Annotated in this window: 16 protein-coding genes; 7 read left to right on the top strand and 9 right to left on the bottom strand. The window is 63.4% G+C overall.

The genetic code is table 11. The features are described from left to right. Nucleotides 1-38: 38 nt before the first annotated feature. From V9L18_RS00880 to V9L18_RS00860, 5 genes are all read right to left on the bottom strand, one after another. The gene (locus V9L18_RS00880; RefSeq protein ID WP_337345285.1) at nucleotides 39-1,082 is read right to left on the bottom strand and encodes a LacI family DNA-binding transcriptional regulator; all 1,044 of its coding nucleotides are present in this window, start codon (nucleotides 1,080-1,082) and stop codon (nucleotides 39-41) included. A gap of 67 nt (nucleotides 1,083-1,149) precedes the next feature. Then, nucleotides 1,150-2,100 (bottom strand): carbohydrate ABC transporter permease, encoded by a 951-nt coding sequence (locus V9L18_RS00875; RefSeq protein ID WP_337345284.1) that lies wholly within the window; start codon nucleotides 2,098-2,100, stop codon nucleotides 1,150-1,152. Then, entirely contained in the window at nucleotides 2,100-2,987 is an 888-nt protein-coding gene (locus V9L18_RS00870) for a carbohydrate ABC transporter permease (protein ID WP_337345283.1), read from the bottom strand. Before V9L18_RS00870 ends, V9L18_RS00875 begins: the two co-directional genes overlap by 1 nt. Before the next feature lie 80 nt (nucleotides 2,988-3,067). Beyond that, nucleotides 3,068-4,348 (bottom strand): ABC transporter substrate-binding protein, encoded by a 1,281-nt coding sequence (locus V9L18_RS00865; RefSeq protein WP_337345282.1) that lies wholly within the window; start codon nucleotides 4,346-4,348, stop codon nucleotides 3,068-3,070. 236 nt (nucleotides 4,349-4,584) lie between these two features. Beyond that, a complete protein-coding gene (locus V9L18_RS00860; protein WP_337345281.1) occupies nucleotides 4,585-5,388 on the bottom strand; it encodes an alpha/beta hydrolase in 804 nt (267 codons plus the stop codon). Nucleotides 5,389-5,533: 145 nt separating this feature from the next. Between V9L18_RS00860 and V9L18_RS00855 the strand changes: the two genes are divergently transcribed. Together V9L18_RS00855 and V9L18_RS00850 are read left to right on the top strand one after the other, a co-directional pair. After that, nucleotides 5,534-6,640 carry a GTP pyrophosphokinase gene (locus V9L18_RS00855; protein ID WP_337345280.1) on the top strand — a complete coding sequence of 369 codons (1,107 nt, stop codon included), beginning with the start codon at nucleotides 5,534-5,536 and terminating at the stop codon, nucleotides 6,638-6,640. A 6-nt stretch (nucleotides 6,641-6,646) separates the two neighbouring features. Then, nucleotides 6,647-8,149 (top strand): SulP family inorganic anion transporter, encoded by a 1,503-nt coding sequence (locus V9L18_RS00850; protein WP_337345279.1) that lies wholly within the window; start codon nucleotides 6,647-6,649, stop codon nucleotides 8,147-8,149. Between the two features lie 11 nt (nucleotides 8,150-8,160). On the opposite strand, the gene V9L18_RS00845 is transcribed toward V9L18_RS00850, so the two are convergent. Continuing rightward, the gene (locus V9L18_RS00845; protein ID WP_337345278.1) at nucleotides 8,161-9,312 is read right to left on the bottom strand and encodes a GGDEF domain-containing protein; all 1,152 of its coding nucleotides are present in this window, start codon (nucleotides 9,310-9,312) and stop codon (nucleotides 8,161-8,163) included. A 154-nt stretch (nucleotides 9,313-9,466) separates the two neighbouring features. Here V9L18_RS00845 and V9L18_RS00840 point away from each other — a divergent pair, with 154 nt between their 5' ends. Next, complete coding sequence (locus tag V9L18_RS00840; RefSeq protein ID WP_337345277.1) at nucleotides 9,467-10,459, top strand: bile acid:sodium symporter family protein; 993 nt, start codon at nucleotides 9,467-9,469, stop codon at nucleotides 10,457-10,459. Between the two features lie 34 nt (nucleotides 10,460-10,493). Here V9L18_RS00840 and V9L18_RS00835 read toward each other — a convergent pair whose 3' ends face one another. Genes V9L18_RS00835 through V9L18_RS00825 form a run of 3 tightly spaced genes read right to left on the bottom strand, consistent with a single transcriptional unit; the run spans nucleotide 10,494 to nucleotide 13,239 of the window. Next, nucleotides 10,494-11,630: a mandelate racemase/muconate lactonizing enzyme family protein gene (locus V9L18_RS00835; protein ID WP_337345276.1), complete on the bottom strand. Its 1,137-nt coding sequence runs from the start codon at nucleotides 11,628-11,630 to the stop codon at nucleotides 10,494-10,496. Next, nucleotides 11,627-12,577 carry a dihydrodipicolinate synthase family protein gene (locus tag V9L18_RS00830; RefSeq protein ID WP_337345275.1) on the bottom strand — a complete coding sequence of 317 codons (951 nt, stop codon included), beginning with the start codon at nucleotides 12,575-12,577 and terminating at the stop codon, nucleotides 11,627-11,629. The genes V9L18_RS00835 and V9L18_RS00830 overlap by 4 nt, the downstream gene beginning before the upstream one ends. Beyond that, complete coding sequence (locus V9L18_RS00825) at nucleotides 12,574-13,239, bottom strand: GntR family transcriptional regulator (protein WP_337345274.1); 666 nt, start codon at nucleotides 13,237-13,239, stop codon at nucleotides 12,574-12,576. Before V9L18_RS00825 ends, V9L18_RS00830 begins: the two co-directional genes overlap by 4 nt. A gap of 112 nt (nucleotides 13,240-13,351) precedes the next feature. Between V9L18_RS00825 and V9L18_RS00820 the strand changes: the two genes are divergently transcribed. The 4 genes from V9L18_RS00820 to V9L18_RS00805 are packed head-to-tail and all read left to right on the top strand — an operon-like array spanning nucleotide 13,352 to nucleotide 18,006. Beyond that, the gene (locus tag V9L18_RS00820) at nucleotides 13,352-14,695 is read left to right on the top strand and encodes an ABC transporter substrate-binding protein (RefSeq protein ID WP_337345273.1); all 1,344 of its coding nucleotides are present in this window, start codon (nucleotides 13,352-13,354) and stop codon (nucleotides 14,693-14,695) included. A 4-nt stretch (nucleotides 14,696-14,699) separates the two neighbouring features. Then, nucleotides 14,700-15,629, top strand: a complete 930-nt coding sequence (locus V9L18_RS00815; RefSeq protein ID WP_337345272.1) for a carbohydrate ABC transporter permease — start codon at nucleotides 14,700-14,702, stop codon at nucleotides 15,627-15,629. After that, nucleotides 15,626-16,531: a carbohydrate ABC transporter permease gene (locus V9L18_RS00810; protein WP_337345271.1), complete on the top strand. Its 906-nt coding sequence runs from the start codon at nucleotides 15,626-15,628 to the stop codon at nucleotides 16,529-16,531. Before V9L18_RS00815 ends, V9L18_RS00810 begins: the two co-directional genes overlap by 4 nt. Further along, the gene (locus V9L18_RS00805; RefSeq protein WP_337345270.1) at nucleotides 16,528-18,006 is read left to right on the top strand and encodes an aldehyde dehydrogenase (NADP(+)); all 1,479 of its coding nucleotides are present in this window, start codon (nucleotides 16,528-16,530) and stop codon (nucleotides 18,004-18,006) included. Before V9L18_RS00810 ends, V9L18_RS00805 begins: the two co-directional genes overlap by 4 nt. The last annotated feature ends 21 nt before the right edge of the window (nucleotides 18,007-18,027 follow it).

Raw genomic sequence — 18,027 nt, 5'->3', positions numbered from 1 at the left:
TCTGGCGTTCCTCTGGGGAAGTGGAAGGGGATGGCTGCCTATTGCCGGGGAGCCGCGATGGAATCACGGCGCACCAGGGGGCAGCTCAGAATGGTCGGGTGGAGTGCCATGAGGGTGAGGTCGGTCTTCCCCTCGACAGCGTCAATCAGGTGCTCGGTGGCCCACGCACCCATCTCGTAGTGGGGCAGGGCCACGGTGGTGAGGCCGGGGTGGACGTTGGCGGCGATCAAAACCTGGTCATCGAAGCCGACGACTGAAAGGTCAGTAGGGATGGTGAGTCCCAACTCCGCAGCGGCGCGGTAGGCTCCCATCGCCATCCGGTCGTTGTAGCAAAACAAGCCGGTTGGCCGGTCCTCGCGTGCCAGGATCCGCCGGGCCGCTTCATAGCCGCCTTGCACCTCGGAGATCTCGGACTCGACAGGTGCCGCCTCGCCGTCGAGCCCTGCTTCGGTGAGCGTGGCCCGGAAAGCCTGGAGCCGCTGACGGGTTGCCGGGACATCGTCGGTGTTGTTGATGAAGCCCACCCGCGTGTGCCCTGCTTCCAGGAGCGCGCCAACGGCGGCACGTGCACCACCGTCTTCGTCCGGGACCACCGCTGTGATATTTCCGCCAATGGCCACCGAGTCGACCAGGACGGAGGGCACGCTGCCGAGGTTGGCCGGCAGTTCCACATTGCGGTGGTACATCGTGGCGTAGAGGATTCCGTCCACCCGGCGATCCAACAGTGCCTCGACATCGGCCTGCCTGGATTCCAAACTGGCCGAACCGGAGGTGTTGATGATCATGAGGTTATAACCCCGGGCCTTGGCGGCCTCATCAGCGCCGAGGATGATCCGGCCGGCGTGGGGCGTGGTGGCGATATCCTCGCTGACCAGGCCCAGCATGCCGGTCCTCTGGGTGCGAAGAGCCTGGGCAAGGCGGTTGGGGCCATAGCCCAGTTGCTCCGCAATGCTCCTGACCTTGTCCTTGGTCTCCGGGCTGATTCGAGCGTAGGAAACGTCGTTGAGGACGTGGGAGACAGTTGTCACGGACACACCGGCGGCGACGGCCACGTCCTTGATCCCGATGTTCTTGTTGCTCATCTGTCTCCCACGTCCTTATGGTCTGCGATGCCCCTGAGGGTTACCAGTAGGCTACTCGTTGCCATCGCTAGCCCTTGACCGCGCCGAGCGTCATGCCTGCGACGATCTTGCGCTGTAAGAGAAGGGTGAGGAGGATGACCGGGATGGAGTAGACGGCGGCCAGCGCGGTCATGGAGCCCCAGTCCAGGCCGAACTGGGTCTGGAAGTTCGCGATCACCACCGGCGTTGTCTGGGAGCGGATCGCTGTCATCAGGAGCGCGAAGAGGAACTCGTTCCAGGAGGCCAGGAAGGCGAAGATCGCGGTGACGGCGATACCGCCGGAGACCACCGGGATCACCACCCGCCACAGGGCTCCGAGCCGGCTGCAACCATCCACGGTCGCGGCTTCCTCCAAGTCTTGCGGCACCGCTTCGAAGAAGCTGGACATCAGCCAGATCGAGAGCGGCAGCGAGATGGTGGTGTGGGCTATGGAAAGGGCAATGGGGGTATCTGACAGGCCAACGGCTGCCATCATCGAGGCCAGCGGAATACCGATCGCCACCGGCGGCACCATGCGGGTCACCAGGGCGGCCATGATGAAGATCCTGCCGCTGAGGGTTTTGTAGCGGGTGATGCCGTAGGCCGCCGGGACCGCCAGCACGAGCGAAAGCACGGTGCTGATGATGGCCGTCTGGGTGCTGTTGATGAAGGAGGCGAGGACTCCGTTGCGGCCCAGTGCGTTGGTGTAGTTCTCCAGCGTCCATTCCCGGGGAAGGATGGTGGGCGGCACCGCGATGGTATCGATCGGCGTCTTGAAGGACGTGAAGAGCAGGTACAGGAACGGGAATCCGTAGAGCACCATAGCTACCGCGAGGAGGATCCACAGCAGTGCCCTGGTGCTTCGGCGGCCGGCCTCCAGGCCTTCGCGATTGACGCCCCGGCGCTTGCGGCCACCGGCATGCGTGGTTGGCACAGAATTCTCGGCAGTCACCGCACGCGATTTCCCGCCGTCGGGCCTGATTCGTTCAGCGACGCGCATCAGTTGTCCTTTCCTGGCCGCCAGATGGTGGACACCGCGACGAATGCAACGGCGAGCATGGCCAGCAGATAGAGGGTGCCCATGGCGCTTGCCAGCCCGGGATCACCGAAGCGGATCATGGTCCGGTAGATCAGCAGGCTCATGGTTTCCGAGGCGGACTGCGGTCCGCCGTTGGTTTGGATAAGGATGGTGTCAAAGGCCCGGGCCGCGTCGATTCCGCGGACTACCAGGGCGACGGCTATGACCGGCCGCAGCAGGGGCAGGATAATGCGGAACAGCAGAGCCGGTGCGCGTGCACCGTCAAGGCGCGCTGCTTCGATCAGGTCACCGGGAATGTTCTGCAGGCCGGCAAAGAGCACCAGGCACATGAAGGACGTGGTCAACCAGATGTCCGGAATGGCCACCGAGAACAGCACAATGTTGGGATCGGACAGCCAGCCGATCTGATTGGGGTTGGACAGGATGCCGGCCTGGTGCAGGAGGGTTCCGATGAGCCCGAAGTTATCGATCATCAGGAACTTCCACAGGAGGCCTGCCACGATCGGGGCGATCATCAGCGGGTACATGAACACGGTCCGCCAGATTTGGGAGCTGCGCCCGAGGGTGGTGAACAGCAGCGCCATGCCCAGCCCGAGGGCGAATTCGAGGGTGACCACCACCAGGGTGTAGGCCAGGGTCCGCCAACCTGCGCCCATGAAGGCTTCCGAGGCGAAGGCCCGGAAGTAGTTATCCAGGCCCACGAAGTCGCGGGGGCCGCCGGCGATCGGCGAGATCTTGAAGAAGCTGTCCGCTACGAGGCGAAACAGCGGGAAGGCGACAAAAACTGCCAGGAACAGCGCCGCTGGTGTCATCAGGAACAATGCGAAGCGGCGATCGGAGATACGCACGGTTTTCTCTTCCGCTGGTTGGGACCGTGGCCGGCACCGGACTACGAGTGCCGTATCGGCAGGTGCCGGCCACGGGGGTCTTACTTGAGGAGGTCCTCGATCTGCTTCTTGGCGTCTGCGAGGAGGGTGGCGGAGTCCCCGCCGGCCACGGCCTTCTGGAGCATGGGAACCAGTACCGTGTCTACGATCTGCTGCCACTTTTCAGTCGCGGGGCGGGTGGCCGTCGCTTTACCATTCAGGGTCTCGATCAACGGCCCGAAGCTCTCGTAGCCCTCTTTGTCCTGGTACTTCTCGAACGCGGAGATACGGGAAGCCAGGCCGAGGCTGGATTCGATACCCATGCTGTTGTTGTCGTAGGCGCACTTGATGAACTTCTTGGCCGCTTCAGTGTTCTTGGTGGCCTTCGGGACCGTGAGGTACCACGGTCCCGGGACACCGCCAATACCGGCGGATCCGGCGATCATGGGCGCGGTGCCCACCTTGCCGGCAACTGGCGAATCCTTGGGGATCTGCCTGTACGCGTGTGCCCAGAAGCGGGTCATTGCCGTTTTGCCCTGGTTGAACAGGTTCTGGGCGGCAGCCCAATCCACCTGGGCGGCGCCGGACGGGGCGGACTTGGAAAGGCTGACGTAGAAATCGAGTGCTTCCTTGTGGGCGTCGTTGTCGATGACCACCTTGTTGTCCTCATCCAGGACCATAGGGGAGCCCGCCTGCAGGACGTGGGCGAGCCATTCGGTTTCCACCGCGCCCTTGACGTCGGTGCCGTACATGCCGTCCTTGGTGAAGAATTCCGCGATGTCCTGGTACTGCTTCCAAGTGGTGGGGGCGGTCAGCTCGTAACCGTACTTGGCCTTGAAGTCTGCTTTGTTCTTGGCGTCCTCAAAGAGGTCTTTGCGGTAGAGGATGATCTCTGCGTTGGTCCAGGCGGGCAGGCCGATGAAATGTCCGTCCACGTTCGCTTCCTTGACGAGGGCGGGGAAGATGTCCTTTTTGGCCTCGTCGGTGAAGATCTCGTCAATGGGCTGGACAGCGTCCTTGAAGCTGGGCAGCCAGACGGAGTCCAGGGCTGCAACGTCGAAGGAGACGTTGCCGGAGGAGAATTCGCTGGAGAGGCGGTTGAACATGCCGTCGTAGGGCAGTTCGACGAAGTTCACGTCGACTCCCGCGTCCTTTTTGCACTGCTCGGCAACGCCGGTCAGTTCGGCGTGGCCGCCAGCCTCCACGAGGACGTTGACGGTGCTGGTGCCGGCGCTACCCGTGGATGTCGGGCCCCCTGCGCCGCAGCCGGTGGCTACCAGTGCGACGGCGGTGCAGATGCCGCCGATGGTGGCGAACCTGTTGATGGTCTTTCGAGTGGACATCGCTGTCGACTCACTTTCTCTCGAACGGAAATGGCGAGATGCTTGGGGTGAAAAATCGTTTTGCTAAAACGACTTGGCAACAATATAGATCCATCGCTTGAGAGGTGTCAAGCATCACATTTGGAGTTTGGCTGGCCGGTTAGTGCTGGGGCCCGTCACACAATGCGGGATTCAGGAAAATCCTTTTGGCATGGCGGCACATTCCCCTACCGCGAACGTCCACAGAACTGGGCGGATCAGCCCAGCAAGTACCGCGCCATTTCCCTGCATTGCCTGTACGCGGTGGACCTGGGATCGATCAGGTCGTAGTGGTCCCCCGGCACCTTGGTGAGCCGTACGGACATGCCGGCCGCGCTGGCGGCAGCAGCATAGGACTCAGACTGGCTCAGCGGTACGTCCCCGTCCCCTACGGCGTGGACCACGTGGACAGGGATATCCAGCGGGATCGCGGTCATCGGATCGGCATAGCGGAGCCGCAGCGGATACTTCGACGACGACCCGCCCAGCAGGTTGCACACGGCACCATTGCTGAGGTCCAGCTTCTCCGCCTCAGCCAGGTTGAGAAGCCCGGACTGGCTGACCACGCCGGTCAGGCGCACCGCACCGGCGCCGTCGTGCCGCGGGACCTGACGGTCGGCGTCGGGCAGTCCCAGCTGGGCCAGCCGGTCGCGTCCCGCAGCCCACACCGCCAGGTGTCCGCCTGCCGAGTGGCCCAGTGCCACCACGCGGTCCAGGTTCAGGGAATGGCCGGCGGCGAGGTCCGCGAGCTTGTCGATCCCGGCCAGTACGTCAGCAAAGGTGTTGGGCCAGCCGCCGCCATTACCGGCCCGTCGGTATTCCAGGTTCCACGCTGCAATTCCGTGAGCAGCCAGGTCCCTGGCCAGGGGCTCACCCAACTCCGCACCGTACTGCGAGCGCCAGTAGCCGCCGTGGATGACCACCACCACGCCGCGGTCCGCACCGCCGTCGGGCATTTCCGGGAGATACAACTCCCCCCACTGGCTGGGATCCTCACCGTACTGGTACTTATGCCGCTGCACTGCGCCCTCTCCCGCGGGAGACGGTCCCCTGCGTGCCTGGCAAACATGCGGCGGTCAGGGGCCCGACGCCGCAGCCCAGCCATGTGCCCGAGCCTACCGTGAGCGCCGGGACGCCGCTGTCGGAACCCCGCCGTAAGCTGGAGCCATGCCGAGTAACTGGGACAGCCTGGATGTCAGCCTCCGCGAATCCGTGCAGGAGAACGTGGAGATCTACGAGCGCGTCCGGCCTGCGCTCAAGCTGGTCACCAAGGACGTTCTCTACATCCTCCGCGACATGCTGAAGGACACCGAAGTCACCCCGCTCTTTGTCACCGGCCGCACCAAGAGCGTTGAGTCGTTCCGGGAGAAGATTTCCCGCATCGAGGAACCCCTGGAACCTGGCGGCCCGCCAGTCCTGAAGTTCCCGGACCCGTTCCGGACCCTGAACGACATGGTGGGTGTCCGCGTCATCACCAAGCTGCCGGCCGAAAACGCTTTAGTGGCCAATCTGATCAAGCGCCAGCGCAGCGTGTTCGACTGCCGAGGCGACCGCGAGAAGGACATCGGCTCCATCGAGTCGGGCACGTACGGCTACTCCAGCCGCCACCTCATCCTGCGGACCATCCAGAACGAGGCAGTCAAGGAGTACCAGCAGGTCTTCAACCCGGACATCCAGCCCAACGGCAGCTACTTCTTCGAGTGCCAGATCCGGACCGTCTTTGCGCACGCCTGGAGCGAGATCGAGCACGACATCCGCTTCAAGGCCGAGGACCCCCGCGCCTGGACGCCGCACTTCGACCGCCAGTTCACGGCCACGGCCGCCATGCTGGAGACCGTGGAGAGCGCGTTCGCGGACCTGCACGAACGCTATGAGGAAGTCCGCAGCTACTGGGACCTAGAAGGCGAAGGCGCGGCCCAGCTCACTCCCAACCGCATCCGGGATGTCTGGCGGACCCTGCTGCCGCACGTGGACCGTAAAGTTGATGATGACTGGGGCTGGGCCGCCGAACTCATGGCGGCACACGGCCTCAACCAGACCGTGCAGCTAGCCGGCCTGCTCAGCGCCAACCGGATCACCGAGGTCCGCAAAGCACTGGACCACCGATACTCCCCCGGACCGGACCGCCTCCTGGATGACCTCCTGCTGTGGCAGTACGGAACCAAGCACATTGACCTCACCGCCGAGGCGCCCGACGCCGTTCCGCACCCCCGGCGCGACAGCCTCCTGCGGCGGCTGAAACAGATCGAGCGCTACCGCCAGACCAAGAAATAGGGATCCATGCAGCCCCTGCAGCTACAGTCCGTCAGGGCCACCCTCCGCTCCCCCCGCCGGCTCAAGACCGAGGCACTGGCAGGACTGGTGGTGGCCCTTGCCCTCATCCCTGAAGCCATCGCGTTCTCGGTGATCGCCGGGGTCGATCCGCGGATCGGGCTGTTTGCCTCCTTCACCATGGCCGTCACCATCTCCTTTGTCGGCGGCCGGCCCGCCATGATTTCGGCGGCCACCGGCGCCGTGGCACTGGTGATAGCACCGCTGATGCGCAGCCACGGCCTGGACCACCTCATCGCGGCAGTGATCCTGGCCGGGGTCTTCCAGATCCTGCTGGCGGTCCTTGGGGTGACGAGGCTGATGCGCTTCATCCCGCGGTCGGTGATGGTGGGGTTCGTGAACGCCCTCGCCATCCTGGTGTTCATGGCCCAGGTCCCCGAGCTGATCGGCGTGCCGTGGATGGTTTATCCGCTCGTGGCAGTGGGCCTGGTCATCGTGGTGCTCCTGCCGAGAATAACGACGGCGGTACCCTCACCGCTCGTGGCCATCGTCCTGCTCACCACGTTTGTGGTGGTAGCCGGGGTGGACGTGCCGGCCGTCCAGGACAAGGGCCAGCTGCCTGAGAGCCTGCCCTCGCTGTTCATCCCCAACGTGCCGCTGACCTGGGAGACGTTCCAGACCATCGCCCCGTTCTCGCTGTCCATGGCCCTGGTGGGGCTTTTGGAATCGCTGATGACCGCAAAACTCGTGGACGACATCACGGACACACGCTCCAACAAAACCCGGGAATCCTGGGGCCAGGGCGTCGCAAACATCGTCACCGGCTTCCTGGGCGGCATGGGCGGCTGTGCCGTTATCGGCCAGACCATGATCAACGTCAAGGGCTCAGGAGCACGGAGCCGGGTGTCCACATTCCTGGCCGGCGTCTTCCTGCTGGTGCTGGTTGTAGCGCTGGGCGACGTAGTGGGGCTCATTCCCATGGCCGCGCTGGTGGCCGTGATGATCTTTGTTTCCGCCATCACCTTCGACTGGCACTCCATTGCTCCGCGGACCCTTCGCCGTCTGCCCAAGTCCGAAACGGCCGTTATGGTGATCACCGTGGCCGTCGTCTCAGCCACGCACAACCTGGCCATCGGAGTCGGCGCAGGCGTGCTGGCCGCGATGGCCATGTTCGCACGCCGGGTGGCCCACTTCGTGACGGTCGAGCGCACCATCGTGGAGCTGAACGGCGAGTCGGTGGCAACCTACACCGTGGACGGCGAACTCTTCTTCGCTTCCTCCAACGACCTCTACACCCAGTTCGAGTACGCGATGGACGCGGAGCCGGAGATCAGCCGGGTAGTGATTGACCTGCACGCTTCACACCTCTGGGACGCTTCCACCATTGCAGTGCTGGACGCCGTGACAGAAAAGTACCGCCGGCACGGCCGGGATGTGGACCTGATCGGACTGAACTCGGCCAGCATCCAGATGCGGGAACGGCTGGCGGGCAAGCTCAACGCTGGCCACTGAACCGGCGCCCGTCAGTGCGCTGTGTCGCTACGGGCGGTGCGGTTCCGGCCCTGCGATTTGGCCTCGTAAAGTGCCGCGTCAGCGGCGGCGATCAGGGCCTCCAAACCTGGCGTCCCGGCGTCGTACGTGGCGATGCCGTAACTGGCCGTGGGCATCCTTGGCCCCTCCCGGTGGGCGGAATCCGCGAGCCGCTGGCTGATCGCGTCGGCAATCCGTTCGGCACGGTCGGCTGTGGCTCCGGGGATGAGGAGAATGAACTCTTCCCCGCCGTACCGGCCAGCCAGGTCGGTCGAGCGCACGGTTTCCCGGCAGGCTGCGGCGAAAGCCTGAAGGGCCACATCGCCTGCGGCGTGGCCATAGGTGTCGTTGACGGCCTTGAAGTGGTCCAGGTCGGCGAGAATGAGGGCCCCCGTTGCCCGGGTGACGGCAGGGTCGGCAAGGTGTTCGTCAGCTATTTCAATGAAGGCCTTGCGGTTAAGGAGTCCGGTGAGGTCGTCCCGGGTGGCTACCATTCGGAGGGCACGGGTCTGCTGTTCGCTGCTGAGCGCCGCCATACTGAAGGACACCACTACCAGCAGCACCATGGTGACCAGCGTGGTCACTTCGGACCCGAAGTACGTGTCGAAGGTGGGGCCGCCCGGACCCTCCAGCAGGAAGAAGACGAGCCGGCCGAAGTAGAACGCAGACAGCCCTCCCGCGGCTGCCGCCATCGGGACCCTGACCAGGGAGTATCCGGGTTCAAGCCGCCAAAGCTCCCGCGACGCGAGCCCGATCGTCAGGCACATCGAGCCGAGGAAAACGGGACCACCTGACCAAGTGTTGGTCGCAGGATTGTCGAGTGCTGAAGCCACGAGGGTAACCAGTGGTACCACTGTGAAAAGCAAGCGCCGCGGGCGGACCTCCCGGAGCGATCTGGCGCCCGCCCAGACCGCCACCCCGCCATGGACCAGCAACACGTTTCCCAGCGGATTGGCCCACCACTGATGCGCCGTTCCGTCCAGGAGGAAAGCCGCGGATCCGGCGAGGAAAAAAACCAGCGCCAGGCACCACCAGCCGCTGTAGGGCGAGCGCGTGATGCGGTATGCCGAAAAATAGAACAGGAGTCCCAGCACCAAAGCCATAAGGCCGAAGGCCACCCTGAGGGTTGCCGTATCCAGAACCATGTTTCGAGTTCCCCCAGACGCCGATGTGATGCAAAACTCAGTATCGCACTGCTCCGCGCCGTACCGGGCAGAAACCCACAAACAGACGGCCTGGGTTGTTACCGTGCCGGGTCACCGACTGGCACCGGACGCCCGGCGGTGCCAGCATGATTAGATGCTTGAGGCAACAAAATCCCAGAATCCCCCTGTCGAGCCGCCCGTCAATGCTGCGTTGGCCGCGGAAGCGAAGATCGCCCGGATCGCGGTCACCGTCTTCCCGCTCCTGGTAGTAGCGGCAGGTGTGTTGGGATTCTTCATTCCGGGAGCCTTCCAGCCCCTGGGTCCCAGCGTGCCGTACTTGCTCGGCATCATCATGTTCTGCATGGGCCTGACACTCACCCCGCCGGACTTCGCCGCGGTGGCCAAACGCCCCTGGGCCGTAGTGCTGGGGATCGTGGCGCACTATGTGATCATGCCCGGCGCGGGCTGGCTGATTGCCGTGGCACTGAACCTCGAACCTGAACTGGCGGTGGGGCTCATCCTGGTCGGTTGCGCGCCGTCCGGGACCGCGTCCAATGTGATGGCGTTTCTGGCTAAGGGCGATGTGGCCCTCTCCGTGGCGGTGGCCTCGGTTTCCACCCTCATTGCACCCATCGTCACGCCGCTCCTGGTGCTGTTCCTCGCTGGCTCCTACCTACAGATCGACGCCGGCGCCATGGTGGGCGACATCGTCAAGACCGTTCTGCTCCCCGTCGTCGCAGGCCTCCTCGCCCGGCTCTTCCTCAAGAAGCTCGTGGCGAAGGTTCTCCCCGCACTTCCTTGGGCGTCCGCCGTCGTGATTTCCCTGATCGTTGCCGTAGTGGTGGCCGGCAGCTCAAGCAAAATCGTCGCTGCAGGCGGCATCGTGTTCCTGGCAGTGGTGCTGCACAACGGCTTCGGCCTGGGCCTGGGCTACCTGGCCGGGAAGGTGGGCCGGCTGGATGACAAGGCACGGCGCGCCCTCGCGTTCGAGGTGGGCATGCAGAACTCCGGGCTGGCGGCCACGCTGGCCACCGCCCATTTCTCGCCCCTGGCTGCCCTGCCGTCCGCCGTTTTCTCGCTCTGGCACAACATCTCCGGCGCCATCGTCGCGGCCTGGCTGGCCCGGCGCCCGCTGCAGGACGCGTAGGCCGCCTGAAGCGGGACCGCCAGGCCGGCGCTGCTCAGCAGAACGCGAGGGAGCCGTCGGGCCTGGTGGGCAGCTGGCGTTCCCAGTGGATGTAGTCGTGCTCGCTCAGGGCCGCCTCATCGATGTCGATTCCCCAGCCGGATCGGTCAGGCCGAAGTTCGAGATGGCCGTCGACGGGAAGGTAGGGGTCCGGGCACCAGGTGGTCTCCTCCAGCTTGTACTCAAGGATGGAGAAGTTGCTGCACGCTGCCGCGAAGTGGAGGTTGTGCGCAACCGCCAGCGGGCCCATCGGGTTATGCGGCGCCACCGTGACGAAGTGCGCCTCGGCGATGGTTGCGATTCTGCGCATCTGGGAAATTCCGCCCACCACGCAAATATCCGGCTGGACGATATCTGCCCCGCCTCCGGACAGCAGGCTCAGAAACTCGTTGGGCGAGTACAGGCTTTCGCCGGTGGCAAGTGGCACTTGGAGTTCGGCGCGCAACCGGTGCCAGGCAGGGAAAAACTCAGGCCGGATAGGTTCCTCGAAGAACAGCGGCTGGTACGGCGCGAGCGCGTTGCCCAGCTGGATGGCCTGGAAAGGCTCGAAGATCTTCGCGTGGGCGTCGAACGCGAAGTCCCAGGCATCGGGGCAGGCCTCCCTGACGGCGGCGAAATAATTCGCCGTCTCGGACACGACGAGGCCCCACCGGCGGTTGTGGATGTCGCCCCGGAACGGGCTGAGTTTGAAGGCCGTGAAGCCGTACCGTTCGTTCAGCTCCTCGGTCACGGCGCGGCACTCAGCTGGGTCCGGCGCCGAGTAGACGCCGGCGTAGACGGAAACCCTGTCGCGCACAGTCCCGCCTAGAAGGCTATACACAGGCACGTCCAGTGCCTTGGCCGAAATGTCCCAGAGCGCATGGTCGACGGCGGAGATCGCGGCGAGGCCAATCGCCCCCTGGGGGAAGCGCGCCTTGCGGATAAGCTTTTGGGTCACATACTCCACGCGGCGGGGGTCGTCGCCCTTGACCTGTTCAAACAGGTAGTCCAGCACTGGCACGAGGGCCCAGTCCGGGCCGTGGTTGTATGCCTCGCCCCAGCCAGAAATGCCTTCGTCCGTGTCCACGCGCAAGAGCAGCCTTGGCCGGTTGCCCACACGCTGCATGAAGGTCTTGAACCCGGTGATCTTCATGCGTTCACTGCCGTGTCCGTGTGGGCGCCCACCGCGAAGAGGTCGTTAACGGTGCTCCAGTCCGCCAGGATACCGGCGATCTCTTCGCGGGCGCCTTCACTGAGCTCGTGGCTGGGCGGCCTGATGGTCCGCTCGCAAAGGCCCAGCTGGGACAGCGCTTCCTTGACCACGCTCACGTTGTTGGCCGATCTGTCCTCAGCCCGCAGCTCCTCAAACCTGGATATCCGGGACAGCAGCACTCCTGCCAGCCGGTAGTCCCCTGCGCGCAGGGCGTCCCGCAAGGAGAGGGACAGCTGCGGGTTCACGTTGACAAGGCCGGAAGTAAAACCAGTGGCACCGTGGGCCGCGTAGGACAGGGCATACGGTTCCGCCAGTCCGGCGATCCAGACGAACCGGTCGGCGCCGGCCAGATCCCGGATCCGGGCAAACTGCGCGGGGTCAGGCACCGCATACTTGATGCCGATGACGTTCGGGCAGCGGCCGGCGAGCTCAACCAGCATTGCTGCTGTCACCCACTCATTGCGGATGTACAGCACGAAGGCGACGTCCGGCTCGGCTAAGGCGATCCGGGCGTGATACTCCACCCAGCCTGCAGCAGAGACATGGGGATGGGTCGGCTGGTGGATCATCGCCATGCGGATTCCAGCTGCCACGCCGGCCCGGACATCGGCGATGGCAGAGTCCACGTCGTGGCCGACACCCAAAAGCAGGTAGGCTTCCGGGCCAACCGCCTCAGCCGAAGCCTCGATGAGCTGATGGCGTTCCCTGGCAGTCAGTGCGTAGAACTCGCTGGTGTTGCCGTTGGGCGTGATGGTGGTGACGCCGTTGTCCACCAGCCGCCGCAGCAGCTTCTTGAACGCAGCGACATCCACGGCGCCGCTCCGATAGGGGGTCACGGGAATCGCAACCACGTCTGCAAGAGCTGTCCGGAGCTCGGAGAATGTCATCGTTTTCTGCCAGCGATCTGTCCGACTGCTCGGACCTCGAAACTGTTGATGTGGTTGAGGACCAGCTCCGCTGCCCGGCCGGCATCGCCGTTGCGCGCCGCAGCGAGAATCTCGGCATGCTCGGCCGCCTCCTCATCCCACGACGGCTGCTGGATCCAGGCATTGACTGAAATCAGGGCGGTCTGCTCGCGCAGGCCGTCCAGCATGTCCACGAGGACAGGGTTGCCGCAGTTGGAATACAGCAGCTGATGGAAGTCGCGGTTGGCCAGGCTTCGTTCAGCTTCATCGACTGACGACGAGGCACGGTCCAGCGCTTCCTGTGCAAGCTCTACGTCGAAGCCGCGTTCAATGGTCCGCGCGACGGCCACCGGTTCCAGAAGGGAGCGGACATCAAAGACGCTGCGGGCCATCTCCTCATCCACTACCCGCACAGTGGCGCCCTTGTATTCGCTCATGGTGACCAGGCCTGCGCCGACGAGCGTCTTCAGGGCCTCCCGCACGGGAGTTTTGGAAATGCCGAATCGGCGGGCCAGCTCGGTCTCAACCAGGGGCTGCCCGGCAGGTAGTTCGCCAGTGAGGATGGACCGCCGAAGCGCCTCCACCACAAGGCCGGTCCGGGACGAGGCTGGCAGCAGACCGCTGGGCGTGGATTCAGTGATCACAATAATTCCTTTCCATGCTGCCCATCATATCAGGTGTATCGTATGTAGTATATGATGTATGACAGCGGCGATTCACCGGTTTCTCCGGCCGGCGCCTAACGAGAGGAACGCAATGAAGCGTATGAACCAGGGCCCATCGGCAATCAGGACTGGTAAGAAGAGGGCAGCACTGGCCTTGGCCGCAGTCCTCGCCAGCTCCATGGCTCTTGGGGCGTGCGGGTCCGGCGGCAGCAGCAGCGCCGAGGGTAGCGAGGTGGTGCTCGAACTTTGGGACACCGACACACGCCCGGAACGTACTGAGAACCTCAAGAAGCTCATCAGCATGTTTGAGGCAAAGAATCCCACTATCAAAGTCAATTACCTTGGGCTTCCCACGGATTCCTACATGCAGAAGATCAGCACGGCGATTGCCACGAAGGCGACTCCGGACATCGTTACGCCCAAGGCGTCCGACGTTTCAGCACTCGTGGCCCAAGGTGCCTTGGCCCCGCTCGATGAGAAATTCGAGAGCGGCGGCTGGGATGACAAGGTCTCGCAGGCAATGACCAAATCCTCTAAGGCCGCGTCGCCGGATGGGAAGCTCTACCTAACTCCCGCCACGAGCCTTGCGGACGTCATCTACTACCGGGCGGACTTCTTCAAGGACGCCGGGCTGGCCACGCCCACCACGTGGGACGACTTTTATGCCGCAGCCGACAAACTCACAGACAAGTCCGCCGGGAAATTCGGCTACACGCTGAGGGGAGGGAATGGATTCTTTTCACAGTTCGTCCAGATGGTCTACCCGCAAGCCGGCGTGGACAGGTTTTTCCGCGAAGACGGGACATCCACTCTTGACGATCCGGCTGTTATCGCCGCGGCACAAGATTACGTTGACCTCTACGGCAAAGACACCGCCGAAAGCGACCTGACCGCCGACTTCAAGACCATGGTTGCCCAGTTTGGCTCAGGAGGCGCTGCCATGCTCAGCCACAGCATCGGGTCCTACCCCACCCACGTCGCAGCCCTCGGCGCCGACAAGGTCGCAGCCGTGGCTCCCTTCCCGTCCGAATCGGGCAAGTCAGTCCTCTCCGGCCGGATGACTACGGGTTTTGCCATGTTCAAGGCAAGCGAGCACCAGGAAGCCGCGTGGAAGTTCCTCGAATACACCATGAGTGCTGAAGGAAACAGCTTCTGGGCACAGAAATCGGGCTATCTCCCCGGCAACCTCGAAGTCGCCAAGGAACCCTGGGTCACTGAGAACCCCGCCATGCAGACCTCCATCAAGGCAGTCGAGAACAAGGACGCCGTGGTGCTTGAGCAGCCCTTCTACCTGCCGGAATTCAACTCGATCACCACCACTGAAATGCTTCCGGAGTGGCAGCGGGTTCTCCAGGGCGAGCTCTCAGTGAAAGAGTTCCTGACCCAGGCAGCGGAGAAACTCACCAAAGCCCAGCAAAAATTCCTGAAGAAGTAGCCCCATGTCAGTCATAGCACCCCCGCGGCCTGCCCGGTCCAAGCATCCGGGCCGGCATGCCAAACTGCGACGTTATTACCCCTATTTCCTCATCGCCCCGGCCGCTGTCCTGACTCTGGTCTTCCTCGTCTACCCGGTGGGCAGTGTGTTCTACTACAGCCTCCAGCATTCGAATGTGACCCAACCCTGGAACGACGGCTTCGCCGGGCTGGAGAACTTTGTTGCCATGGGCTCTGATCCCCTTTTCTGGCGGAGCCTTACCTTTACCGTCCAATGGGTGGCAGTGGAAGTAGGCCTCCAGTTCATTTTTGGCCTCGCCCTGGCCCTCCTGATTAATAAGACGTTCATCGGGCGAGGGCTTGCCCGGTCCCTCGTGTTCTCCCCTTGGGCCGTCTCCGGAATCCTGACCACCACCATCTGGATCCTCATCTACAACCCTTCAACCGGTATTGGCCGCTACTTCGCCGACATCGGCATTGGCGAGTACGGAGTATCGCTGCTTTCAGGCAGTGGGACGACGTTTTGGGCCGTAGTCCTCGCCGAGATGTGGAAGGGCATCCCGTTCTTTGCGATCCTTATCCTGGCGGACCTGCAATCGGTCTCCCTTGAGCTCTACGAATCCGCGGAGGTGGACGGCGCCGGCACGGTCCGGAAGTTCCTGTCCATCACCTGGCCGCACATCAGGCAGGCGGTCATCATCGCCACCCTGCTCCGGGCCGTGTGGGAGTTCAACAATGTTGATCTGCTCTACACCTTGACCGGTGGTGGTCCGGCAAGCTCCACTACCACGCTGCCTCTTTACGTGGCCCAGACTGCCATCCATGACAGGGACTTCGGCTACGGCTCTGCGCTCACCGTCGTCGCGTTCATAATTTTGACCTTCTTCTCGCTGGTCTACCTGCGTATCACCAAGTCCAAAGAGGATGAGAAATGACCTCGTTGCTTCCCAAGGCACCATCGGCCAGAGCACTGGCAGACATTGACAGCGCGCAGGAGGCCCGCCCCGTCAGTCCACTGAGGAAGCGGGCACGCCGCATCGACCGCGTGCTGACCTACTTTCCGTTGGCATTGTTCCTCATCTTTACGCTCGTTCCTTTCTATTGGATGCTGCTGTTTGCCTTCCGGCCTACCGGTTCCACCTCACTGGTGCCGTGGCCAATCACTTTCGAGCACTTCGAAACGGTATGGAACGGCTCGGGATTCGGCATCTACTTCAAGAACAGCCTGTTCGTCGCTGTGATGAGCCTGCTCTGCTCCACCGTCATCGCGCTGCTCGGTGGATATGCCCTGGCCCGGTTCAGGTTCCGCGGAAAAGCATTGTTCCTGGTAGCCATGCTCTGCACGCAGTTCGTTCCCGGAGCCATGATGCTGATCCCGCTGTTTGAGATCTTCAACGCGGTGGGCCTGACCAACAGCCTGTGGAGCCTCATCATCTCTGATACCGTGTTCCACCTTCCGTTGTCCCTGATCCTGATGGCCGGATTCATCCGGAATGTTCCCATGGAACTGGAGGAAGCCGCGTGGGTGGACGGGTGCACTCGAATCCAGGCTTTCCGGCTTGTGGTCCTGCCGCTCCTGAAGCCGGGAATCGTTGCTGTAGGTTCATTTGCCTTCATCAGCGCTTGGAACAACTTCCTTTTCGCCATCATGTTTATCAGCAGCCAGGACCGCTTTACCGTGCCCGTCGGGCTCAGCTATCTGCTCGGAGAATTCGGTGCCGACTTTGGGGCCCTCGCCGCAGGCGGGGTCATCGCCATCATCCCGGTGGTCCTCCTGTTCGCTTACGTGCAGAAGTTCCTTGTCCAGGGTCTTAGTGCCGGTGCCGTCAAGGGATGAACACGGCGACGGATCACCCTGCTGACCCTCTCAGGACCTCGGCTGTGGCCGATTCCACTCCGGCTGAAGTGACCGCCGCATGTTCGGCAGCGGCTGATGCCGCTGCCGAACTCGGTGGCTCTCTCCGATCTCAGCGGTCGGCTTTCCTTAACGAGCTGGCTAACGAACTGGAGCAAAACCGGGAAGCGTTAGAGGGCGCCGCTGCGAGGGAAACCTCGCTTGCCGCCAGTCGGCTTTCCATCGAATTAGCGCGGACTGCGCGGCAGGCACGCCTTTTTGCGGAAGTACTCGACGACGGCGGGTACCTGGAGGCCGCCATCGACCATGCAACGGCCACCACACCGGATACGCGCCTCACGCGGATTCCGCTCGGACCTGTGGCAGTCTTCGGGGCGGGCAACTTTCCGCTGGCTTTCGGGGTCCCGGGCGGAGATACTGTTTCCGCCCTCGCCGCAGGGTGTCCCGTCGTCGTCAAAGTCCATCCCGGGCATCCGCACACGAGCCAGCTAGCCTTTGAAGCGATCCAGCGGGCAGTGACCAAGTCCGGCATGCCCCCCGGCACCATTGCCCTAGTCACGGGAATGGAAGCGGGGCGCAACCTGGTTATGGATCCGAACATCCAAGCGGTGGGCTTCACCGGGTCCACAACAGCAGGGCGGATCCTTTTTGACCTCGCGTCATCCCGCCCCTCGCCGATCCCTTTCTACGGTGAACTCGGAAGCCTTAACCCGCTGGTAGTAACAGCGGCCGCAGCCCAGGCGCGACCACGTCGGATCACAGCCCAACTGGCATCGTCCATCACCAGCAGCGTCGGGCAATTGTGCACCAAGCCGGGCCTCATCTTCATTCCCTACGAGGCTGGCGACGCCTTGGTGGCGAATCTCGCGGAAGCCCTGGGGACAGCACCAGCGTTGGCCATGCTGAACGAAGGCATCAAGCAACGCTTCAACGATAGCGTCGAGGACTGGAACGCTGCCGAGGCAGTATCAGTCCTTGTCGACAGCCAGCAGGGCGGTCCGGCCGGCGCCCACCTCGTCAGCGTCGACATAGGCCGGCTCACGGGCCCCTTGCTGGAGGAGGCCTTCGGACCCGCGGCGCTCATCGTCAGGTACAGCACCCAGCAACAGGTCGTTAACGCCCTCCGGTCATTGGGTGGACAGCTCACAGCAACCCTGCTTTGTGAAGAGGCAGAAACGGACGGGCTGAGGCCCATCGCCCAAGCCATGACGAGCCGTTCCGGGCGGCTCGTCTTCAACGACATGCCCACGGGAGTCGCCGTCTCGTGGTCGATGACCCACGGCGGCCCTTACCCTGCAACCACGAATTCAGGGCACACATCCGTGGGAAGCGCGGCAATCAAACGATGGCTTCGACCAGTGACCTACCAGAACGCGCCGGTCACACTCCTGCCGCCAGAGCTGCGGGAAGAATCGAGCGGCATCCCACGTCGACTCAACGGCTCAATGACCAGGTAGTGAGCTGATCCGGCGACAGGG

The sequence above is a fragment of the Pseudarthrobacter sp. CCNWLW217 genome, assembly GCF_037203985.1.
Lineage (GTDB): Bacteria > Actinomycetota > Actinomycetes > Actinomycetales > Micrococcaceae > Arthrobacter.
Note: the sequence above shows the minus strand (reverse complement) of the source record. Positions and strands in the feature narration are given on the sequence as shown.